The organism is Sphingomonas bisphenolicum (assembly GCF_024349785.1).
Lineage (GTDB): Bacteria > Pseudomonadota > Alphaproteobacteria > Sphingomonadales > Sphingomonadaceae > Sphingobium > Sphingobium bisphenolicum.
On the sequence record NZ_AP018817.1, the window covers coordinates 1659173 to 1682344 of the forward strand.

22 protein-coding genes are annotated in these 23172 nt (G+C 66.9%); 9 read left to right on the top strand and 13 right to left on the bottom strand.

Annotated elements, in window-relative coordinates; all coding sequences use genetic code 11:
- Window positions 1-3 precede the first annotated feature (3 nt).
- The gene (locus tag SBA_RS08295) at window positions 4-186 is read left to right on the top strand and encodes a CsbD family protein (RefSeq protein WP_224547645.1); all 183 of its coding nucleotides are present in this window, start codon (window positions 4-6) and stop codon (window positions 184-186) included.
- A gap of 103 nt (window positions 187-289) precedes the next feature.
- Here SBA_RS08295 and SBA_RS08300 read toward each other — a convergent pair whose 3' ends face one another.
- Window positions 290-1657 carry an alanine/glycine:cation symporter family protein gene (locus SBA_RS08300; RefSeq protein WP_261936514.1) on the bottom strand — a complete coding sequence of 456 codons (1368 nt, stop codon included), beginning with the start codon at window positions 1655-1657 and terminating at the stop codon, window positions 290-292.
- Window positions 1658-1757: 100 nt separating this feature from the next.
- On the opposite strand from SBA_RS08300, the gene glmM reads away from it, so the two are divergent.
- From glmM to SBA_RS08320, 4 genes are read left to right on the top strand one after another with little or no spacing between them, the layout of a single operon-like run.
- On the top strand, window positions 1758-3098 hold the full coding sequence (gene glmM, locus SBA_RS08305; RefSeq protein ID WP_224547641.1) for a phosphoglucosamine mutase: 1341 nt from the start codon (window positions 1758-1760) through the stop codon (window positions 3096-3098).
- Window positions 3098-3322 (top strand): DUF1272 domain-containing protein, encoded by a 225-nt coding sequence (locus SBA_RS08310; protein WP_224547639.1) that lies wholly within the window; start codon window positions 3098-3100, stop codon window positions 3320-3322. Before glmM ends, SBA_RS08310 begins: the two co-directional genes overlap by 1 nt.
- Window positions 3319-4206: a bifunctional hydroxymethylpyrimidine kinase/phosphomethylpyrimidine kinase gene (thiD, locus tag SBA_RS08315; protein WP_261936515.1), complete on the top strand. Its 888-nt coding sequence runs from the start codon at window positions 3319-3321 to the stop codon at window positions 4204-4206. Before SBA_RS08310 ends, thiD begins: the two co-directional genes overlap by 4 nt.
- The gene (locus tag SBA_RS08320) at window positions 4199-4798 is read left to right on the top strand and encodes a ribonuclease HII (protein ID WP_261936516.1); all 600 of its coding nucleotides are present in this window, start codon (window positions 4199-4201) and stop codon (window positions 4796-4798) included. The genes thiD and SBA_RS08320 overlap by 8 nt, the downstream gene beginning before the upstream one ends.
- On the opposite strand, the gene SBA_RS08325 is transcribed toward SBA_RS08320, so the two are convergent.
- A complete protein-coding gene (locus tag SBA_RS08325; RefSeq protein WP_261936517.1) occupies window positions 4795-6210 on the bottom strand; it encodes an APC family permease in 1416 nt (471 codons plus the stop codon). The two genes, SBA_RS08320 and SBA_RS08325, sit on opposite strands and share 4 nt — an antisense overlap.
- Window positions 6207-7250 carry an agmatinase gene (gene speB, locus SBA_RS08330; protein ID WP_261936518.1) on the bottom strand — a complete coding sequence of 348 codons (1044 nt, stop codon included), beginning with the start codon at window positions 7248-7250 and terminating at the stop codon, window positions 6207-6209. The genes SBA_RS08325 and speB overlap by 4 nt, the downstream gene beginning before the upstream one ends.
- A 107-nt stretch (window positions 7251-7357) precedes the next feature.
- Between speB and SBA_RS08335 the strand changes: the two genes are divergently transcribed.
- Entirely contained in the window at window positions 7358-8413 is a 1056-nt protein-coding gene (locus tag SBA_RS08335; protein ID WP_261936519.1) for an Ldh family oxidoreductase, read from the top strand.
- A gap of 38 nt (window positions 8414-8451) precedes the next feature.
- Here the strand turns inward: SBA_RS08335 and SBA_RS08340 are convergent, their stop codons facing one another.
- The 10 genes from SBA_RS08340 to SBA_RS08385 form a co-directional block, all read right to left on the bottom strand.
- A complete protein-coding gene (locus SBA_RS08340; protein ID WP_261936520.1) occupies window positions 8452-9372 on the bottom strand; it encodes a response regulator transcription factor in 921 nt (306 codons plus the stop codon).
- Window positions 9369-12725, bottom strand: a complete 3357-nt coding sequence (locus SBA_RS08345; RefSeq protein ID WP_261936521.1) for a hybrid sensor histidine kinase/response regulator — start codon at window positions 12723-12725, stop codon at window positions 9369-9371. Before SBA_RS08345 ends, SBA_RS08340 begins: the two co-directional genes overlap by 4 nt.
- The gene (ureG, locus tag SBA_RS08350; RefSeq protein ID WP_261936522.1) at window positions 12725-13366 is read right to left on the bottom strand and encodes an urease accessory protein UreG; all 642 of its coding nucleotides are present in this window, start codon (window positions 13364-13366) and stop codon (window positions 12725-12727) included. The genes SBA_RS08345 and ureG overlap by 1 nt, the downstream gene beginning before the upstream one ends.
- Window positions 13363-14070 carry an urease accessory protein UreF gene (locus SBA_RS08355; protein WP_261936523.1) on the bottom strand — a complete coding sequence of 236 codons (708 nt, stop codon included), beginning with the start codon at window positions 14068-14070 and terminating at the stop codon, window positions 13363-13365. Before SBA_RS08355 ends, ureG begins: the two co-directional genes overlap by 4 nt.
- Window positions 14033-14530 (bottom strand): urease accessory protein UreE, encoded by a 498-nt coding sequence (gene ureE / locus SBA_RS08360; protein ID WP_261936524.1) that lies wholly within the window; start codon window positions 14528-14530, stop codon window positions 14033-14035. Before ureE ends, SBA_RS08355 begins: the two co-directional genes overlap by 38 nt.
- A 13-nt stretch (window positions 14531-14543) precedes the next feature.
- Window positions 14544-16256: an urease subunit alpha gene (ureC, locus tag SBA_RS08365; RefSeq protein ID WP_224547629.1), complete on the bottom strand. Its 1713-nt coding sequence runs from the start codon at window positions 16254-16256 to the stop codon at window positions 14544-14546.
- Between the two features lies 1 nt (window position 16257).
- A complete protein-coding gene (locus SBA_RS08370; RefSeq protein ID WP_315975803.1) occupies window positions 16258-16563 on the bottom strand; it encodes an urease subunit beta in 306 nt (101 codons plus the stop codon).
- The gene (locus SBA_RS08375) at window positions 16560-16862 is read right to left on the bottom strand and encodes an urease subunit gamma (protein ID WP_066600864.1); all 303 of its coding nucleotides are present in this window, start codon (window positions 16860-16862) and stop codon (window positions 16560-16562) included. The genes SBA_RS08370 and SBA_RS08375 overlap by 4 nt, the downstream gene beginning before the upstream one ends.
- Before the next feature lie 4 nt (window positions 16863-16866).
- The gene (locus SBA_RS08380; RefSeq protein WP_261936525.1) at window positions 16867-17724 is read right to left on the bottom strand and encodes an urease accessory protein UreD; all 858 of its coding nucleotides are present in this window, start codon (window positions 17722-17724) and stop codon (window positions 16867-16869) included.
- 105 nt (window positions 17725-17829) lie between these two features.
- Window positions 17830-19323 carry an agmatinase family protein gene (locus SBA_RS08385; RefSeq protein ID WP_261936526.1) on the bottom strand — a complete coding sequence of 498 codons (1494 nt, stop codon included), beginning with the start codon at window positions 19321-19323 and terminating at the stop codon, window positions 17830-17832.
- Window positions 19324-19653: 330 nt separating this feature from the next.
- Here SBA_RS08385 and SBA_RS08390 point away from each other — a divergent pair, with 330 nt between their 5' ends.
- The 3 genes from SBA_RS08390 to SBA_RS08400 are packed head-to-tail and all read left to right on the top strand — an operon-like array spanning window position 19654 to window position 22946.
- Window positions 19654-20235 (top strand): thioredoxin domain-containing protein, encoded by a 582-nt coding sequence (locus SBA_RS08390; RefSeq protein ID WP_261936527.1) that lies wholly within the window; start codon window positions 19654-19656, stop codon window positions 20233-20235.
- Between the two features lie 60 nt (window positions 20236-20295).
- Window positions 20296-20766, top strand: coding sequence for a (2Fe-2S)-binding protein (locus tag SBA_RS08395; RefSeq protein WP_261936528.1), 471 nt, complete (start codon window positions 20296-20298; stop codon window positions 20764-20766).
- Window positions 20763-22946: a xanthine dehydrogenase family protein molybdopterin-binding subunit gene (locus SBA_RS08400; protein WP_261936529.1), complete on the top strand. Its 2184-nt coding sequence runs from the start codon at window positions 20763-20765 to the stop codon at window positions 22944-22946. Before SBA_RS08395 ends, SBA_RS08400 begins: the two co-directional genes overlap by 4 nt.
- Window positions 22947-23172: the final 226 nt, after the last annotated feature.

The following is a 23172-nucleotide window of genomic DNA, read 5'->3' on the forward strand; positions in this document are numbered from 1 at the left end:
GACATGGGCGAAGCAACCGACAAGCTGAAGGCCGCAGGCAACAAGGCGGCTGGTGCCGTCAAGGAAGGCATCGGCAAGGCGACCGACAATGAACGGCTGGAAGCCGAAGGCAAGGCGCAGAAGGCCAAGGGCACCGTCCAGGACGTGTCCGGTTCGGTCAAGGGTGCGCTCGGCGACAAGATCTGATCTGATCCCTGGCCGTGAAAAAAAGGCCTCGCTCCGGAAGGAGCGGGGCCTTTTGCCGTTCAGAAGATGCGCGGCTGAAACCAGGGCTGAATGTTGATGGTCCTTAGGCCTCTTTCGCCAGATAGGCCCGGACGTCCCGCCGCAATTCCCCGGCGCACAGATACAGCGCAATGACGTTGGGGATGGCCATCAGGAAAAAGCTGCTGTCGACGATGCCGACCACGCGGCCCAGGTCGATCGCGGCGGCGGGGGGCAGGGCGACGACATAGAGGATCTTGTACGTCCATTGCGCCCGCGGCCCGTTGCCGAACAGATAGCCCCAGGCCTGCAAGCCATAAAAGCCCCAGGCGACCAGTGTCGAATAGGCGAACAGAAAGACGACGACCGCCAGCAGCCAGGGGAACCAGGGCGACACCTGGGCGAAGGCGGCCGATGTGATCGCGATCCCTTCCAGCCCCGTATTCCACGTTCCCGCGACCACCAGCGCCAGGCCGCCCAGCGCACACACGATCATCGTACCGAGCAGCGGCTCCAGCAGCGCGACCAGCCCTTCCGATACCGGATGCTGGGTCCGCGCCAGGCTGTGCGCCATGACGGCGGACCCCACGCCCGCCTCGCTGGCGAAGACAGCGCGCCGCATCCCCGCGACGAAAGCGCCGACCGCGCCGCCGGTCGCGGCCTGTCCGCTCCATGCGCCATTCCAGATCAGCGCCAGCGCGGCGGGTATCTCGCCAAGATGCAGGATCAGGATCGCCACGACGCCCAGCAGATAGACGCTGACCTTGAGCGGGGTCAGCCGCTTGGCCACCTCGCCCAGCCAGGCCGCGCCGCCCAGCGTCACCAGCGCCACCGCGCCGGCCAGGAACACGCCATAGGCCCAGCCGTTGGTCAGGCCGGTGACGACCTTCACCTGCGCGAAGCTCTGGTTGACCTGCACCATCGGGATCGCTCCGAACAGCGCGAAAAAGGCGTAGGCGCCGCCCAGCACGAGCCCGACCTTGGGCCAGCCGCGCGCCGCGCCCACGGCTTTGAGCACATACATCGGCCCGCCATGGACATGGCCCTGCGCGTCGAACACGCGATATTTGAGGCCCAGCGTGACCTCCGCCATTTTCACCGTCATCGCGAACCAGCCGATGATGAACATCCACAAGATCGCGCCGGGCCCGCCCATGGTCAGCGCCACCGCGACGCCGGCGATATTGCCGAGGCCGATCGTACCCGACAGCGCGGTGGAGAGCGCTGCCCACTGGCTGACATCGCCCTTCGCCTCGCCTTCCTGCGGCTGCGTGCGCAGGATATGGATCGCGCGCCCGACCTGACGGATGTTGGGAAAGCCCAGCCAGAGCGTGAAGAACAGCATCGGCAGCGCCAGATAGAGCACGATCAGTTCGATCTGCGCGCCAAAGAGCGGCACCTTGAAAAAGACGGCGGCGGACAGGCCGTCGACAAAGGCGTTGAAATTTTCCATCACCCCCGGATGCCGCCGGATGCATGGAAAGTCGATTAAAGATTGCTCATGCGATCGCGGCGGGTTGATCGGGCGGCCCCGATGGGTGCAAGGAAGTGGCATGAGCAGGCAATATTTCGGCACCGACGGCATCCGCGGCCGCACCAACCAATGGCCGATGACGGCGGAACTGGCGATGAAGGTCGGCATGGCCGCCGGCACCCATTTCCTGCGCGGCAGCCATCGCCATCGCGTGGTGATCGGCAAGGATACCCGCCTGTCGGGCTATATGGTCGAAAATGCGCTGGTCGCGGGCTTCACCGCCGTGGGGATGGACGTGGTCCAGTTCGGGCCGATCCCGACGCCGGCGGTCGCGCTGCTCGCCCATTCGATGCGCGCGGACCTGGGCGTCATGATCTCGGCCAGCCACAATCCCTATTTCGACAATGGGATCAAATTGTTCGGGCCGGACGGCTATAAGCTGTCGGACGAGGATGAGCTGAAGATCGAGGCGCTGATCGGGCAGGATATCCCGCTTGCCGCATCCAAGGATATCGGGCGCGCCCGCCGGGTCGAGGATGCGCGCGGCCGCTATATCCATGCGGTCAAGTCCAGCTTTCCCGCCGACCTGCGCCTCGACGGGCTCAAGATCGTGGTCGATTGCGCCAATGGTGCCGCCTATCAGGTCGCGCCGTCGGCCCTGTGGGAACTGGGCGCGACGGTCGTGGCGATCGGTGTGACGCCCAACGGCACCAACATCAACGACGGCTGCGGATCGACCGCGCCTTTGCTGTTGCAGGAAACCGTGGTGTCGTCCGGCGCCGACGTCGGTATCGCGCTGGACGGCGACGCCGATCGGCTGATCGTCGTGGACGAACAGGGCCAGATCGTCGACGGCGACCAGATCATGGCGCTGATCGCCGCCAATTTCATGGCCGAGGGCACATTGCGCGGCGGTGGGCTGGTCGCCACGGTCATGTCGAATCTTGGCCTCGAACGCTTCCTGGCGGCCAGGGGCATCGCGCTGGAGCGCACCAAGGTCGGCGACCGCTATGTGCTGGAACGGATGCGCGAGGGCGGCTTCAATCTGGGCGGCGAACAGTCCGGTCACATGATCCTGTCCGATTACGCCACCACCGGCGACGGCACGGTCGCGGCGTTGCAGGTGCTGGCGGCCTTGGTGCGTTCGGGCAAGCCCGCCAGCGAGACGCTGCACCAGTTCGATCCCGTGCCGCAACTGCTCAAGAATGTCCGCTTCTCCGGTGGCAAGCCGCTGGAGCATGACGAGGTCAAGCGCGTGATCGCGCAGGCGGAAGCGGAACTGGACGGCACCGGCCGCCTCGTCATCCGCCCGTCCGGCACCGAACCGGTGATCCGCGTGATGGCGGAAGGCGACAAGGCGGATCAGGTCAAGGATGTGGTGGAGCGCATCTGCGCGGCGGTCGAGAAGGCGGCGGCGTGATGCTTGAGATGCGCCCCGATTGCGAACGCTGCGGCACGGACCTGCCCGCCGACGAACCCGGTGCGTTCATCTGTTCGTTCGAATGCACCTTTTGCGCCCCCTGCGCCGAGGCGCTGGACGATCGCTGCCCCAATTGCGGCGGCGAACTGATGGACCGGCCCAGCCGCGTGGGCAAGGCGCTGGCGAACAATCCCGCCTCGACGGAGCGGCACTTCAAGGGATGAAGCCTGGGCGCATCCTCATCATCGCCGGTTCCGACAGCGGGGGCGGCGCGGGTATCCAGGCGGACATCAAGACCGTGACGATGCTGGGCGGCCACGCCATGACTGCAATCACCGCGCTCACGGCGCAGAACACGCTGGGCGTGCAGGGTGTCCATCCGGTGCCGACCGCCATGGTGCTGGCGCAGATCGAAAGCTGCATCAGCGACATCGGCGTGGATGCGGTGAAAATCGGCATGATCGGCAGCGCGCAAACGGCGGCGGCCGTGGCGGCGCTACTCGCGCAACTTGATGGCGTTCCGATCGTCTTCGATCCGGTCATGGTCGCGACCAGCGGATCGCTGCTGGCGGACGAGGCGACCGTCGTCGCATTCGATTCGCTAATGCAGGTGGCGAGCGTCATCACCCCCAATGTGCCGGAGTTGGAAGCGCTGACCGGCATGGCGATCGGCGATATCGGCGGGCTGGAGGCGGCCGGACAGGCGCTGCGCGATCGCACCGGCGCGGTCATCTTCGCCAAGGGTGGGCATCTGCCGCAGCAGGCCGACGACGATCGCCCGTTGATCCACGATCTGCTGATCGATGAGGATATGGTCGCGGACTATGCGGTCGCGCGGATCGAAACCCGCAACAGCCATGGCACCGGCTGCACTTTGGCCAGCGCCATCGCGACCGGCTTGGGCGGTGGCCTGTCGCTGGCCGACGCGGCCGACCGGGCGGAAGCCTTCGTCGCGGCGGTTCTGGCCGCTGCGCCGGGGCTGGGGCAGGGCCATGGTCCGATGGGCCATGCGCTGGGTCTGACGCCCTTCTACCATCTGTTGGCGGCGGTCGACCCGACCGGCTGGGACGCAGCGGCCTTGGCTGCGCGCTATTCCGACCATGCCTGATTTTTGCCACGAGATGCGCTATCATCCAGGCCTGGTCGCCGGCGTGGACGAAGCGGGGCGTGGTCCGCTGGCGGGACCGGTGGTCGCCGCCGCCGTCATCCTCCGCGCGGAGGATTGCCCCGACGGCCTCAACGATAGCAAGCAATTGACGGCCAAACGCCGGGCAGCGCTGGAGGTCGAGATCAAGGCGCGCGCACTCTGCTGGGGCGTCGGTGTCGCCAGCGTGGAAGAGATCGACCAGATCAACATTCTCTGGGCGACGATGCTGGCCATGACCCGCGCGGTGGAAGCGTTGAGCCATGATTGCGCGCATGTGCTGGTGGACGGCAATCGCTGCCCGACATGGCGCTGGGCCTCGACCGCGATCGTGGAGGGCGACGCCAAATGCCTGTCGATCGCGGCCGCCTCGATCATCGCCAAGGAAAGCCGCGACCGGATGATGGTGGAGGCCGCCGCGCAGCATCCCCATTATGGCTGGGACACGAACAAGGGCTATGGCAGCGCCCGGCATCTCGCCGCCTTGCGCGAACATGGGCCGACCCCGCTGCACCGCCGCAGCTTCGCGCCGGTCGCGCAATTGATATTGCTTTAAGCCGGCTGCACCGTCGGCGCGCCCATCAGCAGCCGCTGCGCCATCACCATCCCGCCGCCCAGCGCCAGCCAGCCGAGCATCAGCCAGATTTCGACCGGCATCCCGTCGCTGACGCCGAACGGCGTGGCGATGGCGGCGCTCGCCACCACGGCGGCGCCGATGCTGATCGCGACCAGCAGCGGACTGCCCCCTGCCAGCACGAAAGCGGGCGGAGTCGCGCCCTTGTCGCGGCTGCGCAGCCGCATCAGCGCGAGCATCGCGACCGCGGCGATGGCGGTGGTGCACATCGTCCCCATGGAGATGATCGGGCCGATCGCCCCGCGCCCTGCCAGCACGCCAAGGCAGGTCCACAGCCCCACCAGCAGCGCGGCCCGCCGCGGCGCGCCGGTGCGCGCGTCGATATGGGCGAGGCTGGCGGGCAGGAACCCCGCCCGCGCCTGCGCCAGGATGACGCGCGTCGCGGACAGGTGCATCGCGTTCCACGTCTTGAGCAGGGACGCCATGGCGACCAGGATGATCCCCTTGGTGGCCAGCCCTCCCGCCAGCGCATGGTCGAAGGCGGCAGCGACCGGCAGCGCGCCCGACGTCAGGTCGCGCCATGGCGCCAGCGATGCCGACGCCAGGATGATGAGGCTGTAGAACAAAGCCGCGACCGCCACCGCCGCCATCATGGCGCGGGCGACCGTGTGGAAACTGGTGCCGGGCGCGCGTTCCTCCACCGCCGACGCGGCGGTCTGGAACCCCGACAGCCACATGCCCGCAACGCCCAGCATCACGAACATGCCGCCGGCGAAGCTGCGATCCTGCGCCGATTCGAACAGCGGGTGCCAATTCCCCGTATCGCCCTGCGCGAAGCCTAGCAGCACCAGCACGGCCGACGCGGTGAGGAAGGCGAAGGTCACGATCTTCTGGAAGCCCACCGCGATCGTCGCGCCCGATGCGTTGAGGATGGTCATCACCACCGCGCCCGCCAGTCCGACGATCAGCTCCATCGCCGTGATCGGCCGGCCGAGCAGCGTATAGAGCGGGGCCTGCCCGCTCAGCGACGGCGCCAGATTTTCCAGGAACCAGGACAGGGCCAGCCCCTCGAACGCAGCGATACCGACGAAATAGAGCGTCAGATACCATCCGGTGACGAAGCCGGGCCATGGTCCGAACGCCTTTTCGACGAAGACGAACTCCGCCCCTGCGCGCGGCACGCGAGCGACCAGTTCGGCATAGGCGGCCGCGACCGGCACCATCAGCAGGGTCATGCCCAGAAAGGCCAGCACCGCGCCGCCCGGTCCCGCGGGCGCGACCCATTCACCCATCAGCACCATCCAGGCGGACCCGACGATCGTGCCGAAGGCGAGCGCGAAATAGCCCGGTCCGGTGACGCCGCGCTTCAGCGCTGGCTCCGCCGCAACATTCATCGGCGCAACTGCACCAGGCAGAGCAACTGGAACAGCATCTGGGCAGCGGCCTGCGCCGTCACCGTGGTCGGATCATATTCGGGCGCGACCTCCACCACGTCGCCCCCGATGATGTCGATCCCCGCCAGCCCGCGCAGCAGGTGCAGCGCCTCGCGCGTCGACAACCCGCCGATTTCGGGTGTCCCGGTGCCCGGCGCATAGACCGGGTCCAGCCCGTCGACGTCGAAGGTCACATAGGTCGGCCCGTCGCCCACGACCTCCAGCGCTTTCGCGACGACGGCGTCCATGCCCATCGCCGCGCAGTCCTCGGCATGGATCACGGTCATGCCGCTGGCGTAGGAAAATTCCCACAGATATTCCGTCCCGCCCCGGATGCCGATCTGGATCGATCGCCTTGGGTCCAGCACGCCTGCCAGCACGGCTTCGCGAAAGGGCGCGCCATGGTGGAATTTGGAACCTTCATAAATGCCGCCGGTGTCGCAATGGGCATCGAAATGAACCATGCCCATCGGCCCTTTGGCGGCGGCCAGCCCCTTCATGATCGACCCGGTGATGCTATGGTCGCCGCCGACCGATAGCGGGATTGCGCGGGTGGCGCCGATCATCGCGTAACATGCTTCGATGTCCGCATGGCAGAGCGCCAGGTCGTAGCGGCTCTGCATCGCGACATCGCCCACGTCCGCAACCGTCAGCGCGTTCATCGGCGCGACGCGCAACTGATGTTCATAGGGACCGATCCGGTCGATCGCCCGCACCGCCCGCGGGCCATAGCGCGCGCCCGGCCGGTTGGTGACGCCCAGGTCCATCGGCACGCCGACCAGCGCGACGTCCAGCCGGTCGAGCGTCTCCGGCGCCAGCCCACCGGCGATATAGGGCGCGTCCAGCAGCGTGGAGGGCTGGGCGAAGGGCCAGCGGCGCTTGTCGCCGTTCTTGAACTGCAGCCCGGCCACCTCGCGGAAATGGGGGTCGTGAATGTCTGCCCCGCCACCCCCGGCATAGAGGCGGCGGAGTGCATCAAGGTCGATCGGATCATGGGCCATGACCGTCAGTCTGGACGGCGGCCAAGGGGCGGCAATGGGGTGAAGGACGTATGGCCTGCCGCGTTCCGGCCGTTGCGCTGCGCGGCAAAGCGGGGGAGGGTGGCGCCATGACCCCTATGGATTTCGACGCGCTGGTGGCGCTGCTGGCCCGCATCTTTCTCGCCAATGGCACGTCACCGGGCGTGGCGGATATCCTTGCCCGCAATTGCGCCGGGGCGGAGCGCGACGGGGCGATGAGCCACGGCCTGTTCCGGATGCCGGGTTATGTCGCGACGTTGCGCAGCGGATGGGTCGACGGGCGAGCGCAGCCGGTGGTCGAGGATGGCGGCGCGTCCTTCCTGCGCGTCGATGCCGCCAACGGTTTTGCCCAGCCCGCGCTGGCGGCCGCCACGCCGATGGCCATGGCAAAGGCGCGTGCGACCGGAGCCTGCGTCGTCGCGATCCGGCGATCGCATCATTTCGCGGCGCTCTGGCCCGATGTCGAACCCTTTGCGGAGGCGGGGCTGGTTGCGATCGCCATGGTGGACAGCATGGCCGTCGTGGTCCCGCCCGGCGCGAAAAAGCCCGTCTATGGCACCAATCCGCTCGCCTTCGCCGCGCCGCGCGCGGGCGGGAAGATCGTCGTGTTCGACCAGGCGGTGAGCCTGCTGGCCCATGGCGACGTACAGATCGCCGCGCGGGAAAGGCACGCCCTGCCCGAAGGTGCAGGCGTCGATGCGGCGGGCCGGCCGACCCGCGATCCCCGCGCGGTGCTGGACGGTGGCGCGCTGCTGCCCTTTGGCGGGCATAAAGGGGCAGCGATCGCGATGATGATCGAGATCATGGCCGCCGCTCTGACCGGCGGGCTCTATGCGCATGAGGTCGACTGGTCGGGGCATCCCGGCGCGCAGACGCCCTGCACCGGGGAGTGTGTGATATTGATCGACCCGGCGCGCGGCGGATCGGCGGCGGGGTTTGCGGCGCGGGTCGAGCAACTGGTCGAAGCGTTGCGGGCGGCGGGGCAGGAGCGGATGCCCGGCGACCGTCGTTTCGCCGCGCGGGAGAAAGCGTTGCGGGAGGGGGTGGCGGTGAGTGCTGAGATGCTGGCGCGGCTGGGGGGACTTGTTGCGAACGGAACGTCGCCTTCCCCTCTCCCGACTTCGCCTGACGCGCTGCGCGATTAAGGCTGCATATCCTTCTCTCCCTGGGGGAGAGGGGGGGCTCAATGCGCGATCACCCGCACCGCGAAGGCGGCCGCCGCGGCCCGCGTTTCCACGCCCAGCTTCTCGAAAATCTGCTCCAGATGCTTGTTCACGGTGCGCGGGCTGATGACCAATATCTCGCTGATGACCCGGTTGGGCTTGCCGTAGCTGATCCATAGCAACACTTCGGCCTCGCGCTGGGTCAGGGCAAAATGGCTTTGGAGCCGGCCGATGTCGGCCTGCGGGTCGATATGGTTGAGGCGGATCAATATCTCGTCGCGGCGCGGCCGCCCGACGATGATGAGTTCGACCGTATCGCCCTGGCCGCTGTCCGCCTTCGCCGTCGCGCCGGGGGCGAGATCGTCGGCCAGCAGCCGTCCGACGGCGTTGCGCAGCAGCGCAGGCGGCGCGGCGTCGCCGCGCGACCAGCCCGGCGCCAGCGCCTCCATCAATTTCTCCGCACCCGGCGTGCTCCAGCTCAGCCGCCCGTCGGTTGCGACCGCGATCAGGTTCCGCCCGGTGGCGTCGAGCGCGAACTGCCCGCCCTGGGTCTGGCGCGCATTGGCCATATGGACGCGCACGCGGGCCAACAGCTCCTCGACCACGATCGGTTTGCGCACATAATCGACGCCGCCCGCCTCCAGCGCATGGACGACATGCTCGCTTTCGGTGAGGCCGGTCATGAAGATGATCGGAATCGGCGCGCCCGCGGGCATCTGCTTGATCGCGCGCGTCGTCTCGAACCCGTCCAGCCCCGGCATCACCGCGTCCATCAGGATAAGGTCGGGGGCGACATGGTCCAGCAGTTCGATCGCCGCGTCGCCGCTGGTGGCGATCAGCACGGAGATATTGGCCGCCTCCAGCGTGTCGGTCAGGAAGCGCAGCGATTCGGGTGTGTCGTCCACGACGAGGACGGTATCGGTGTGGGAAGGCGTGGTCATCGGGCGGCCCTTATGGTTCTGATCAGCCCCTTGAGGTCGAAACGGTCGAGATGGGCGAGGAGGCGTCGGGTCAGCGGCGCGGCGTCGGGCACGGTTTCCTCCAGCGTGCGGATGCTGGATTCGATGCCGCGGACATGGCCGATGATCGCCTTCTGCTCGATATCGGCCAGGATCGGCGCGGCTTCCTGCGGCAGCGGCGGCAGCGCTTCGTCCCCGATGGCGGGGACGGGTGCCGGCAGCGCGTCGCCGGTCCAGCGGATGCGCAACTGGTCCGCGATCGCATCGAGCAACGCGTCGAGATCGACCGGCTTCATCAGGAACATGTCATGCGCCGCGCGGCCATCGCCACCGCGATGGAACTCATGCGCATTGGCCGACACCATGACGATGCGGACCGCGCCGCCCAGCGTCTCGCGCAGCGCCCGGCACACGTCCCAACCCGATTCGCCGGGCATGGAGATGTCGAGCAGGACGATGTCGGGCTGTTCGCGTGCGGCGATCTCCATGCCGGTGCGTCCGTTCAGCGCCTCGAACACGATGAAGTCGAGCGGCTCCAGCAGCCCGCGCAGCACCGCCACCTGGACGGCGTCATCGTCGATCAGCAGCACTTTGCGCCGGTCGCCTTCATAGCCTCTGATCGTTTCGACCGGCTGGCTGTCGGCCACGCCCGCGACATGGCCCAGCATCAGCCGCACCGTGAATTGCGTGCCCTGCTCCGCGGTGCTGACCACGGACAGGTCGCCGCCCAATATCTGCACCAGCGCCTGGGTGATGGCGAGGCCGAGGCCGATGCCCTTCTGCTTTTGCGCGTCGGGATTGGAGCCGCGCTCGAACGGATCGAAGATGCGTTTGAGGTCATCGGCGGCGATGCCGATGCCGGTGTCGACGATGTCGAACGTCGCCATCTGGCTGCGATACTGGACGCGGAAGGTGACGGCGCCGGACCGGGTGAACTTGATCGCGTTGGACAGCAGGTTGATGAGGATCTGGCGCAGCCGCTTCTGGTCGGTCCGCACGAAATCGGGCAGCTTCTCGGGCCGTTCGTAGAGGAAGTCGATCCCCTTGGCCTGCGCCTGCGGCCGGAACATATTGGCGATCTGGTCGACGAAGGGAGACAGGCGCACCGTTTCGCTGCTGATGCGCAGTACGCCGCTTTCGACCTGGCTGATGTCCATCAGCCCTTCGACCAGATTGGTCAGATGCTCGGCGCTGCGGCGAATGACCTTGGCCGCTTCGATCGGGGCGATCTCGTGACCGCGCTCCATAAGCTGGGCATAGCCGTAGATGCTGTTGAGCGGGGATCGGATTTCATGGCTGACGCTGACCAGATAGCGGCTCTTGGCGGCGTTGGCGGCTTCGGCCGCCTCCTTGGCGCGTTGCAGTTCCGCGCCGGTCACGTCATGGGCGATCACCTCTTCCATCAGTTTCTGCACATGATGCTCGCTTTCCTGCATCGCCGACCGGCGGCTCTGGTGTGCCAGCACGATCATCCAGGCGATGACCCCGCCGAACAGCGAAAAAAGCAGGAACAGGCCCAGCATCAGGCTGGATGTCTGCGCGGCGATGGATGGCGCACCCCGCGCCACTTGCCAGCCGATGCCGCCCAGCACCGCGCCGTTCGCCAGGGTGATGATGCTCATGACGGCGATGAAATGGCCGACGGGCGTATGCACATGTTTGGCGATGGCGCGGGGCAGCAGCCGTTCCAGCCAGCGCGCGGCCTGCTGCGTCGCCCGGCTGTCGGTCTTGCACCGGTCGTGGCAGCGCGCCTCCAGCGTGCAGCAGAGCGAGCAGATCGGCGCAGCATACATCGGGCAATGCGCCATGTCGGCATGCTGGAACGCGTTTTCGCAGATGATGCAGGTCTTTATATCGCTGCCTGCGGGCCAGTGGGACCGGCGGGCGATATAATAGCGGCCATGGGTGACAAGCGCGATGATCGGGGCGGTGGTGAAAGCGACCGCCATGCCGATCACCGGGGCGAAGGCGCGGGCTATGTCGCCCATCAGGCCGAAATGGGCGAGAGCGGATACCGCGATGGACAGCAGCATCGCGCCAATGCCCACCGGATTGATGTCGAACAGATGCGCCCGCTTGAACTCGATTCCCGCAGGCGACAGGCGCAGCGGCTTGGAGATCATCAGGTCCGCGGCCAGCGCCCCGATCCAGCCCGCCGCGACCGTGGCGTAGAGGATCAATATCGCCTCGATCGCGTCGAAAATGCCGACTTCCATCAGCAGCAAAGCGAGCAGCACGTTGAAGATCAGCCATACGACGCGGCCGGGATGGCTGTGCGTCAGGCGGGCGAAGAAATTCGACCAGGCGATCGATCCGGCATAGGCGTTGGTGACGTTGATCTTCAATTGGCAGATGATGACGAACAGGCCGGTCAGGATCAGCGACAGGCCGGCATGGCCCGACATGGCGGTATAGATCGCCTGGAACATCGCGGTCGGGCTGGACGCCTCGCTCTGCAAGGCGGCGCTCTTGACCAGGAAATGCGCCAGCCATGACCCGAGCAGCAGCTTCATGCCGCCGATCAGGGTCCATCCCGGTCCGCCCGCCAGCATCGCCGCCCACCATTTCCCCCGGCCGATCGTCGCCTTGTCCGGCAGGAAGCGCAGATAGTCCGCCTGCTCCCCGATTTGCGGCAGAAGGGAGAGGAGGGTGGACAGCGCGAAGCCGAAATAGAGCAGGCTGACGCTGCCGTCCCTGGCGCCCAGTTGCCCGGTGAAATGGCTCCATTCGGCCAGCGCGGCCGGGCCGGACCAGAGGATATAGGCGATCGGCGCGACTTGTAGCGTGATCCAGACCCATTGGGTCGCGTTCTGGAACCGGGTGATGGCGCTCATGCCGTAGAGTGCGATCGGGATGACCACCAGCGCGCTCGCCAGATAGGCGAGGCTCATCGGCATCCCGGTCATCGCCCGCAGCGCGACCGCCATGATCGTCGCTTCGACCGAAAAGAGCAGGAAGGTGAAGCTGGCGTAGATCAGCGAGGTGAGGGTGGACCCCAAATAGCCAAAGCCGGCGCCGCGCGTCAGCAGGTCGATGTCCAGACCGTGCTTGGCGGCGTGATAGGCGATCGGCAGGCCGATGACGAACATCAAAGCGACCGCGGCGGCGATCGCGGCGACGCTGTTGGCGAAGCCGTAGGTCAGGGTGATCGACGCGCCGATCGCTTCGCAGGCGAGGAAGGCGGTCGCGCCGATCGCGGTGCCCGCCACCTGTCCCGCCGTCCAGCGCCGTGCGCTGTCGGCGGTGTAGCGCAGGGCATAATCCTCCAATGTCTGGCTCGCGACCCATTTATTGTAGAGCCGCTTTTCGCGCAGGACATAGGCGGCGCGGTCCATCAGATCGCGGCGGTATCGGCGGGCCAGGGGCGCAGGCCGCCGGTCGCGACGATGAAGGCGATGACGGCGGGCAGGCCGATATTGTCCTTGAGGTTGGTGAAGAGGAAGGGGCGCTGCCCGCGCATCTTCCTGGCGTCCCTGTCCATGACGCCCAGGTCCGCGCCCACCAGCGGGGCGAGGTCGATCTTGTTGATGAGCAGCAGGTCGGACCTCGTGATGCCCGGCCCGCCCTTGCGCGGGATCTTGTCGCCGGCCGACACATCGATGACGTAGATGGTGATGTCGGCCAGTTCGGGGCTGAAGGTCGCGGCGAGATTGTCGCCGCCGCTTTCGATGAAGATGACCTCCAGGCCGGGGAATTTCCGGCTCATTTCGTCCACCGCAGCCAGATTGATGCTGGCGTCCTCGCGGATCGCGGTATGCGGGCAGCCGCCCGTCTCCACGCCCATGATCCGTTCCGGCACCAGCGCGCCGGAGCGGGTGAGAAATTCCGCATCCTCGCGGGTGTAGATGTCGTTGGTGATAGCGGCGATATTATAATGGTCGCGCATCGCCTTGCAGAGCCGGTCGGTCAGCGCGGTCTTGCCGGAGCCGACCGGGCCGCCGATGCCGACGCGTAAGGGACCGTTACGAGAGGTCATGAGCGGAAGAGCCTTGTGTAGAGGGTTTCATGGGCGAGGCTGGCGAGTTCAAGGTCGGGCGCGGCGGTGCCGAGATCGTCGAGCGACGTAATCATCGCTTTGGCGGCGATGGCCGGAATGGCGTGGGAGAGGGCGGCCAGCGCCAACTGCCCGTCGGTCTGGCCGAGCGGCACGAGGCGCACCCCGGCCGATACCAGATTGGCGGCGGTGGCATGAAGCCAGCCGTGCAGCGCGGGTTCCAGCGGGATGGCATGGGCGGCGCAGGCCAGCGCCATCACGACCGTATGCGCCATCGGACGCCCTTCCCAGCGCGCCGCAAAGGCGTCGAGCGTCGGATGGGGCCAGGCCTTGCGCGTGACCGACAGGAAGGAGCCACCCTGCTGTCGGCTTTCCAGCGCCGTTTCGCTGCTGCCCCGGAACGCGCCCGCCAGTTCGGCGATGGCATCGAACGCTGCGGCGTCGCCTGCCGTTTCATAAGCATGGACGAACAGCACCGCATCCACCCAGCCGCCGCCGCGCGCCAGCACCGCCTCGACATAGGCGGCGACATCGGTCGCGGTGCGGACGCGGCCGTCCTCGACCGCGGTTTCCAGGCCATGGCTATAGGTGAAGCTGCCCACCGGATAGGCAGGCGAGGTCCAGGCCAGAAGGCGGTGGAGGGCGGCGTCAGCCAGCATGGTGGTGGTGATCGTGGCCATGGTCATGATCGTGCGCATGACCATGATGATGGCCGCCACCCGAATAGGCGCCGCCTTCGGGGGTGAAGGGCGCCTCGATCTGCGTCACCGTCGCGCCCAGCCCTTCGAGCATGGCGTTGATGACATGGTCGTCGCGCAGGCGGATGGCGTGGGGATGGAGTTCGGCGGGCAGGTGCCGGTTGCCGATATGCCAGGCGAGCCGCATCATCGTCGACGCGCTGTCGGCGGTGACCTCGACCAGCGCTTCGGGGGCGGCAAGAATTTCAACCAGCCGCCCGTCCGACAGTTGCAGCGCGTCGCCATGCCCCAGCACCGTGGCGCGGGCCAGGTCGAGCAGGAACATGGTGCCATGGTCGGCGGTGTAGACCCAGCGCCGACGGTGCCGCGCGTCATGATCCAGCATGATATGGTCGGCGGCTGGACCCGACCAGTGGCCGTGGGGGATGACGTCATGGGCGGTCAGCATGATCGGGCCTTCATCAGAACAGGAAATAGCGCTGCGCGAACGGCAGCACGCTGGCCGGTTCGCAGGTGAGCAGTTCGCCGTCGGCCCGCACTTCGTAAGTCTCGGGATCGACCTGGATGTCGGGCATCGCGTCGTTCAGGATCATCGACGCCTTGCCGATCCCGCTGCGCGTATTGCGCACGGCTTCGAGCGGCCGGGCGAGGTGCAGCCGCTCGCCGATCCCGTCCGCAATCCCCGCAGCCGACACGAAATGCACCGCCGACAGCGCGCCTGCCCGGCCCATGCCGCCGAACATCGGGCGGTAATGGACCGGCTGGGGCGTGGGGATGCTGGCATTGGGGTCGCCCATCGGCGCGGTGGCGATGCTGCCGCCTTTGATGACCATGTCGGGCTTCACCGCGAAGAAGGCGGGCGACCAGAGAACGAGATCGGCCAGCTTGCCGACGGCGATCGATCCCACAATATGGCCGATGCCATGGGCGATCGCCGGGTTGATCGTATATTTGGCGATATAGCGTTTCGCGCGGAAATTGTCGCTGTCGGCATCGTCCGATCCCAGCGACCCGCGCTGCTGCTTCATCTTGTCCGCACTCTGCCAGCAGCGGATGATCGTCTCGCCCACGCGCCCCATCGCCTGGCTGTCCGACGACATCATCGAAAAGGCGCCCAGATCGTGGAGAATATCCTCCGCCGCGATCGTCTCCTTGCGGATGCGGCTGTCGGCGAAGGCGACATCCTCGGCGATGCGCGGGTCGAGATGGTGGCAGACCATCAGCATGTCGAGATGTTCCTCGATCGTGTTGACGGTATAGGGCCGGGTCGGGTTGGTGGAGGAGGGCAGGACGTTGGGCAGGCCCGCCACCTTGATGATGTCGGGCGCATGGCCGCCACCCGCACCCTCGGTATGAAAGGCGTGGATGGTCCGCCCCTTGAACGCGCCGACCGTGCTTTCGACGAAGCCCGCTTCGTTGAGCGTGTCGGTATGGATCGCGACCTGGATGTCATAGTCGTCGGCGACCGACAGGCAGCAGTCGATCGCGGCCGGGGTCGTGCCCCAATCCTCGTGCAGCTTGAGGCCGCAGACGCCCGCGCGGATCATCTCCTCCAGCGCCTGGGGCTGGCTGGCATTGCCCTTGCCGAACAGGCCGAAATTCATCGGCATGGTTTCGAGCGCCTGCAACATGCGTCCGATATGCCAGCCGCCGGGCGTACAGGTCGTCGCCAGCGTACCGTGCGCCGGGCCGGTGCCGCCGCCCAGCATGGTGGTGATGCCCGCATTCAGCGCCTCGTCCACCTGCTGGGGGCAGATGAAATGGATATGGGCGTCGATCCCGCCCGCGGTCAGGATGCGGCCTTCGCCCGCGATGATCTCCGTACCTGGCCCGATGGGAATGGTGACGCCGGGCTGGACGTCCGGGTTGCCCGCCTTGCCGATCGCAGCGATCAGGCCGTCGCGGATCGCCACGTCGGCCTTCACGATACCCCAGTGATCCAGGATCAGCGCATTGGTGATGACGGTGTCGGGCGCGCCGTCCGCGCGGCTCATCTGGCTTTGCCCCATGCCGTCGCGGATCACCTTGCCGCCGCCGAACTTCACTTCCTCGCCATAGATGGTCCGGTCTTCCTCGACCCGGATGAAGAGCGAAGAATCACCCAGCCGCACGCGGTCCCCGGTCGTGGGGCCGAACATCCCGGCATAGGCGCGGCGGGTCATGGTCACGGGCATGTCAGAGCTTCCCCATCACATCGCCGCGGAAGCCGATGACGATCCGGTCGCCGGCATAGGGGATGAGCTGCACGTCGCGCGTCTGGCCAGGCTCGAAGCGGACGGCGGTGCCCGACGGTATGTCGAGCCGATAGCCGCGCGCCGCTGCCCGATCGAAGACCAGCGCCGGGTTGGTTTCGGCGAAATGATAATGGCTGCCGACCTGGATCGGCCGGTCGCCGCTATTGGCGATAGTGAGGGTGACGGGGACACGCCTCTCGTTGAGCAATATGTCGCCGCTGGCGGGGATGATCTCGCCGGGGATCACCGGATCGGCCGATGCACGGTGACCAGCTTCGTGCCGTCGGGGAAGGTCGCCTCGACCTGTATGTCGTGGATCATCTCGGCTATGCCCTCCATCACCTGATCGCGGGTCAGCACATGGCCGCCGCTCGCCATCAATGCGGCGACCGACTGGCCGTCGCGTGCGCCCTCCACCACATGGTCGGTGATGAGCGCGATCGCTTCGGGATGATTGAGCTTCACCCCGCGCGCCAGCCGGCCCCGCGCGACCATCGCGGCCATCGCGACCAGCAGCTTGTCCTTTTCCCGCCCCGTGAGATTCATGGCCCTAGCAGTAACAGATGGTTGGCATGGTTGGCGACAATCCGAAAATGGCGGCGCGCAATATGCCCGCCGCGCGCATCACATCCTTGCGCAGCGCCTGCGGATCGGCGGCGGTCAGGCGCAGGATCAGCAGGCCGTCGAAACTGGTCGCGCCCGCACCCGGCCCCTCGAACAGGCTGCGCGCCAGGTCGAGATAGTCGCCCGCATCCGCTCCGGCATAGACCAAAGTGGCGATCGCGGTCGCATCGCCGAAGCCGAAAGGCGCGCGGCCCTGGTTCGCGAAATCGCCTTCGACATGGAGCGTGTCGGCCCAGACCAGCCGCCCGTCGCGCCGGATGCGCCAGGCGTCGTGGATCAGGCCGCTGGTGTAGCTTTCCCCCATCGCGCCGCGCCCCAGCACCAGCGTCTCCATCGCCAGCATCCGCGCGTCGGGCGCAAGGTTCGCGTCGAGCGTGCGCCGCATCCGGCTGCGGTCGAACAATATCGCCTCCTGCGCCAGCCATTCGCAGGTCGCGCCCGCGCCGATGGTGATGCGGGTGTCAATGCGGGTCGGTTCGTCCTCGTCCAGCGCGCGGTACAGCTTTTCGGCTGCCTGCGGCACGATCGTCGCCGCCGCGCCGGGATCGACGATGACGTCGAGCGCCAGCCGGTCGCCGCCGGTCAGCCCGCCGCTGGTCGTGACGGTGACGGCCAGGGGAAAATCGCCCTCGCGCCCATCGGGGAACAGCAGCCGCGCCGGCGCCACCTGCATCATGTCGCGGACGCCGCGCGGGGAAAAGGCGACCATGGCGCGCCCGTCCACCCGCTGGTGCCGGGACTTGGGCGGCACGGTGATGGCGCTTTGCACGGTCATATAAGACATGTGGTTAGCGCAGGCAGGTCGCGACATGGGGCATATGACGTATGTAACGAAAAGGGTGGCCCGCGTCCGCCAGCTACCCCTCCGCATTCCTTCGCAATAACCCGATCAGTTCGTCGGCCGACGACCGCCCCGCGCGAAACCGGGATCGACCTTCTCCGCCTTGCCGTCCTTGGCCGCCTTGTCGCCATAATAGGGCTGGCCATGTTCGGTGGTCAGGTCGGACAGATAGCCCGCCTGCCTGATCCCCTTCTTGCGCATCGCCACCCCGGTCAGGCAGGCGTGCATGATGAAATTGGCGTTCAAGGCGCTGCGATAGGTCGGGTCCAGCACTGGGGCGAGTTCCACGATCTCGAAACCGATCAGATCATTTTCGGCGCACAGGCGGCGCACGATCGGGATCGCCTCCCGCATCGTCAGCCCGCCGGGGACCGGGGTGCCGGTGCCGGGGATGAAGGCGGGGTCGAGCACGTCCACGTCGAAGGAGACGTAGAGCTTCTTGCCGCTCTCCCGCGCTTCCTTGAGCGCGCGTTCCATCGTCGCGGCCCATCCATTCTTCTCGACCTCCGGCATCGCATGGTAGCGCACGCCATTGTCGCGCATCCATTCGAAGCCTTCCTTCTCCGGCCATGGCCCGCGCAGGCCCACCTGGATATAATTCTTGCCCAGCACATGGCCTTCCTTGACCGCGCGATAGACCGGGGCGCCATGGGTGATGAAATGGACACCGCCCTTGCCCGCATCATAGTGGGAATCAAAATGGACGACGCCGAAACTGCCCTTGCCATGGACGTCGGCGATTCCCGCGACGTCGCTATATTCCAGGCTATGGTCGCCGCCGACGATGAAGGGGATGGCACCGGTGCGCGCGATTTCCGCTACCCGCTCGCGCACATGGGCGACGGTGCGCTCGGTCGACATATTGTCGACGGCGATGTCGCCATAATCGACGATCTTCAATTCCTTGGACGGATCGACCATCGTGTACATGTCGATGCCGCCCGCGCCATATTGGGTGCGCATCGCGGACGGCCCGCCCTTGGCCCCGCGATAGCCCGATCCCATGTCCAGCGGGGCGCCGACGATCGCGACGTCGACCTTGCCCGCGACCAGATCCTCCGGGAAGATCGCGACCGGCGCGCCGGCGAAGGTCGCGATGCCGCCGCCATAAACGCCGCCGCCGCGACCATGGGCGTAATAGCTGAGTTCAAACGGCCCCGGTTCGCGCTTGGGGTCCAGGCCGCTGGGCCGGCGCAGTTTCCAGCCGTTGAAATTTTCATTGTCAGTATCGAGCGGGATAGCCGCCATGTCGGTCTTGGCGTTGAACTTCGATGCTGCCACCGCGTCCATCATCGCCTCGATATAGGCGCTGATTTCTTCCGGCGTCTTGGTCGCCAGCCGCTCGAACAATTTGTCGTAGGAGCCGGCGAACATCTCGGCCGGGTCGGAAGTCAGGAAATCGCGCTTTTCCTTGGACAGTGTCTTGATCTTGGCTTCCAGCGCGGCGGGCAAGGTGGGCTTGTCATTCTGGGCGACGACCGCCGCCGACGAAATCACCGTGGCGGCGAGCAAAGCGCCCAGCAGCGCATGTTTCGGCCTCATCGCATTACCCCCTTTGACACCCTTGACCTTTGTCACGGAAGCTAGGGGCGGGCGGCGGAGCGGCAATGGGGTGAACGACGTAGCATTGCGCGCTTACCCCAATATGACGGCCCGGACCCACAAGGAGTCCGGGCCGGAGCAAGCCGCTATGGGAGAGGCTTTTTGCGTGCTTGCTGCGAGGCGGCCTGCACCGCCCAAAGGGTTCCTGCGAACGACCCTGCGTCCGGCATAGCGGGACGCCCGGCCGAGGCCCTACGTCAAACGCCCTATCGAGCGGCGCGGATCGCCGGGTTAGCGCCATGCTCCAATGTCTGTGAGCATGACCGCCTGGTGCTGATCGCGTCTCTCTTCCTTCTCTGGATCATCGTCATCCTGCTGGTCGTGGCGGTGGTCGCGCTGGCGCGCCAGGTGCGGCTGTTGCAGGATCGCGCCATGCCGATCGCGCAGCGCGCCGGCCTGCCCGGTCCCGGCGGCGCGGCCCCGGTGGTCAGCGCGCCGACCCTGGCCGGGGACATGCTGACGATCGGCGGGCCGAGCGCGGACGGGCGCGCGCTGCTGCTGCTGTTCATCCGCCCCGATTGCCCCGCCAGCCGCGCCGCGATCCGCGACGCGCTGGCGCTGACCGATCGCAAGCGGCTGCGTCTGCTTTTCCTGGGGGAAGGACGGGCGGAAGACTATGGCGACATGCTGCGCCAGCATCATATCCGCGACACCGACGTCATCATGAGCGCCGAGGTGATGCGCGATTTTCGGTCCGGCGACCGACCGTCCGCCGCGCTGATCGACGCGCGCGGGCGGCTGCTGGCGCGCGGCATGGTGGAGGCGCGCGACCAGCTCGACGCGTTGCTGGTCCATGTCCAGCCGCGCCCGATCGCGCGCGACAGCGGGGATGTCGTTCCGCTGCTGTCATGACGACTGGACAGACGCGTGCAGATGCGCCTCTATTGGCGGCAAAAGAGACGGGGTAGACATATGGCGATCAGCTTCACGGTCAATGGTCAGAAACGACAGGTCGATGGCGACGCCGCCAAGCCCCTGCTCTGGGTGCTGCGCGAGGATCTCGACATGGTCGGCACCAAGTTCGGCTGCGGCGCGGGGCTGTGCGGCGCCTGCACGGTGCATGTCGGCGGTGACGCGGTGCGATCCTGCCAGACGCCGCTTGGCGATGTCGCCGGCAAGGCGATCACCACGATCGAAGGCGTGCAGACGAGCGATCCCGGCAAGCGCATCGCCGCCGCCTGGGTGAAGCATGACGTGCCGCAATGCGGCTATTGCCAGGCCGGGCAGATCATGAGCGCCACCGCTTTGCTCGCGACGACGCCAAACCCCAGCGATGAAGAGATCGATGCGGCGATGATGGGCAACCTCTGCCGCTGCTCCACCTATGTGCGCATCCGCGCCGCGATCAAGGACGCCGCCGGCATCCAGGACGTGCAGGCATGAGCGCCGCCATCCTTTCGCGCCGGGGCTTCATTTCCGCCTCGCTGCTGGCGGGCGGCGGCCTGTTGTTTGACCTGAATGTGCCGCTGGCGCGGGCGGCCGACGGGACACCGGTGATCCTGACCGCCTTCATCCGCATCCTGCCAGACAATCGCGTCGTCATCGGCGCGAAAAATGCGGAGATCGGGCAGGGCGCCAAGACGATGCTGCCGATGATGATCGCCGAGGAACTGGGCGTCGACTGGAGCCAGGTCACGATCGAGCAGACCCATGCCGACGCCAAGGTCTTCGGCGGCCAGAGCGCGGGCGGCAGCCGCACGACGCCGCGCGAATGGCTGCCCACGCGGCAGGCGGGCGCAGCGGCGCGGGCGATGCTGGTCGCGGCGGCCGCGCAGGGCTGGGGCGTGGCGCCGGAAACGCTGAAGACGTCCGCCGGCACGGTCAGCGATCCCCAATCCGGCAAGTCGGCGACCTATGCCTCGCTCGCGGCGGCGGCGGCGAAACTGCCCGCGCCTGATCCGGCGACGCTCAAGCTGACGGAACCCGCCGATTTCCGCATCATCGGCCAGTCGGTTGTCGGCGTCGATACACCCGCCATCGTCGCGGGCAAGCCGCTGTTCGGCATCGATTTCAAGCTGCCGGGCATGCTTTATGCCGTATTGGAAACCTGCCCGGCCTTCGGCGGCGCCATTAAGTCCGCCAATCTGGACGAAGTGAAAGCGCTGCCCGGCATTGCCCATGTGCTGACGATCAAGGGCGACGGCACGCCGGAATCCGGCTTTGAGGGTATCGCCATCCTCTCGAAAAGCTGGTGGAGCGCCAACCAGGCGCGCGACGCGCTCAAGATCGACTGGGATGTCAGCGCGGTCAGCGGGTTTTCGACCGAAAGCTATGCGAGCCAGGCGGCGGCCAAGCGCAAGGGCAAGGCGGATGCCGACATCGCCCGCACCGGCGATATCGATGCCGCCTTCGCCAGCGCGGCAAAGACGGTCTCCGCCGATTACGACTATCCCTTCCTCGCCCACGGCACGCTGGAGCCGCAAAATTGCACTGCCCTGTTCAAGGACGGCGCGGTTGAAATCTGGGCGCCGACGCAGAACCCGGAAAATGGGCGCGGGCTGGTGGCCAAGGCGCTGAACCTGCCGCCCGACAAGATTCGCATCAACTTCACCCGCATCGGCGGCGGCTTCGGTCGGCGGCTGATGAACGACTATATGGTACAGGCGGCGTCGATCGCCGCGCAGGTGCCGGGCGTGCCGGTCAAGCTGCTGTGGAACAGGCAGCAGGATATCCAGCGCGATTTCTATCGCCCCGCCGGCTGGCACGGTTTCCGCGCCGCGCTCGACAAGGGCGGCAGGCTGACCGCCTTCCACGATCATTTCGTCACCTTCGGCAAGGACGGCAAGCCGGTGCGATCGGCGGAAATGCCCGCCAGCGAACTGCCCGCCGGTTTGATCGACAATGTCCTGCTGGAACAGAGTTTCCTTTCCACCAACATGCCGACCGGCTGGCTGCGCGCGCCCGGCTCCAACGCGCTGGCCTTCGTCACCCAGGCCTTTCTCGACGAGGTCGCGCAGGCGGCGGGCAAGGATCTGCCGACCCTCATGCTGGAGCTGCTACGCGATCCAAAGGAACTGCCGCGCGGCCCCAACCAGCCGCCCTTCGTTACCGCCCGCGCGCAAGGCGTGATCGAAAAGGCGCTCGCCATGGGCGGCTGGGCGACGCGCGAGGCGCTGCCCAAGGGCACGGGCAAGGGCTTCGCCTTCTATTACAGCCATATGGGCTATTTCGCCGAAGTGCTGGAAGTGGCGATCGTCGATGGGATGCCCAAGGTGAAGACCGTCTGGGTCGCGGGCGATGTCGGCAGCCAGATCATCAACCCGATCAACGCGCTGCATCAGGCGCAAGGGTCTGTGATCGAGGGGCTGGGTCAGGCGCTGGCCGGTCAGCAGATCACCCAGGTCGCTGGCGCAGTGGAGCAGGCCAATTACGATACCCACCCCTATCTGCGCATCGCCGATGCGCCGCGGATCGTGGTGGAGTTCGTGAAGACCGATTATCCGCCCACCGGCCTGGGCGAACCCGCGCTGCCGCCGGTCATCCCCGCCCTGGTCAACGCCATCCATGCCGCGACCGGCAAGCGCATCCGCACCCTGCCGGTCACGGCGGAGATGCTGGCTTAGCAGGGGGCATGATAGCTTTTAAACATGCCGGCGAATGCTGGCATCCCGCCTCCTTGTTCGTGGCGCAGGCAGGCAGTGCGATCCCGGCCTTCGCCGGGATGACGGCAGGGGGCCAGGAGGCGTGGTCCGACCCATGCGTCATTTGACGTAGAGGGGCGCGGTGGCAGGATCGTCATAAGCTGGGCGAAGAACGTCCGCCCCGCCGGGCGGCTGTGAAAGGATGTCC

Coding starts and splice junctions, on each gene's coding strand:
- SBA_RS08295 (WP_224547645.1), top strand. CDS start 4: ATGGGCGAAGCAACCGACAAGCTGAAGGCCGCAGGCAACAAGGCGGCT.
- SBA_RS08300 (WP_261936514.1), bottom strand. CDS start 1,657: ATGGAAAATTTCAACGCCTTTGTCGACGGCCTGTCCGCCGCCGTCTTT.
- glmM (WP_224547641.1), top strand. CDS start 1,758: ATGAGCAGGCAATATTTCGGCACCGACGGCATCCGCGGCCGCACCAAC.
- SBA_RS08310 (WP_224547639.1), top strand. CDS start 3,098: ATGCTTGAGATGCGCCCCGATTGCGAACGCTGCGGCACGGACCTGCCC.
- thiD (WP_261936515.1), top strand. CDS start 3,319: ATGAAGCCTGGGCGCATCCTCATCATCGCCGGTTCCGACAGCGGGGGC.
- SBA_RS08320 (WP_261936516.1), top strand. CDS start 4,199: ATGCCTGATTTTTGCCACGAGATGCGCTATCATCCAGGCCTGGTCGCC.
- SBA_RS08325 (WP_261936517.1), bottom strand. CDS start 6,210: ATGAATGTTGCGGCGGAGCCAGCGCTGAAGCGCGGCGTCACCGGACCG.
- speB (WP_261936518.1), bottom strand. CDS start 7,250: ATGGCCCATGATCCGATCGACCTTGATGCACTCCGCCGCCTCTATGCC.
- SBA_RS08335 (WP_261936519.1), top strand. CDS start 7,358: ATGACCCCTATGGATTTCGACGCGCTGGTGGCGCTGCTGGCCCGCATC.
- SBA_RS08340 (WP_261936520.1), bottom strand. CDS start 9,372: ATGACCACGCCTTCCCACACCGATACCGTCCTCGTCGTGGACGACACA.
- SBA_RS08345 (WP_261936521.1), bottom strand. CDS start 12,725: ATGGACCGCGCCGCCTATGTCCTGCGCGAAAAGCGGCTCTACAATAAA.
- ureG (WP_261936522.1), bottom strand. CDS start 13,366: ATGACCTCTCGTAACGGTCCCTTACGCGTCGGCATCGGCGGCCCGGTC.
- SBA_RS08355 (WP_261936523.1), bottom strand. CDS start 14,070: ATGACCATGGCCACGATCACCACCACCATGCTGGCTGACGCCGCCCTC.
- ureE (WP_261936524.1), bottom strand. CDS start 14,530: ATGCTGACCGCCCATGACGTCATCCCCCACGGCCACTGGTCGGGTCCA.
- ureC (WP_224547629.1), bottom strand. CDS start 16,256: ATGCCCGTGACCATGACCCGCCGCGCCTATGCCGGGATGTTCGGCCCC.
- SBA_RS08375 (WP_066600864.1), bottom strand. CDS start 16,862: ATGAATCTCACGGGGCGGGAAAAGGACAAGCTGCTGGTCGCGATGGCC.
- SBA_RS08380 (WP_261936525.1), bottom strand. CDS start 17,724: ATGTCTTATATGACCGTGCAAAGCGCCATCACCGTGCCGCCCAAGTCC.
- SBA_RS08385 (WP_261936526.1), bottom strand. CDS start 19,323: ATGAGGCCGAAACATGCGCTGCTGGGCGCTTTGCTCGCCGCCACGGTG.
- SBA_RS08395 (WP_261936528.1), top strand. CDS start 20,296: ATGGCGATCAGCTTCACGGTCAATGGTCAGAAACGACAGGTCGATGGC.
- SBA_RS08400 (WP_261936529.1), top strand. CDS start 20,763: ATGAGCGCCGCCATCCTTTCGCGCCGGGGCTTCATTTCCGCCTCGCTG.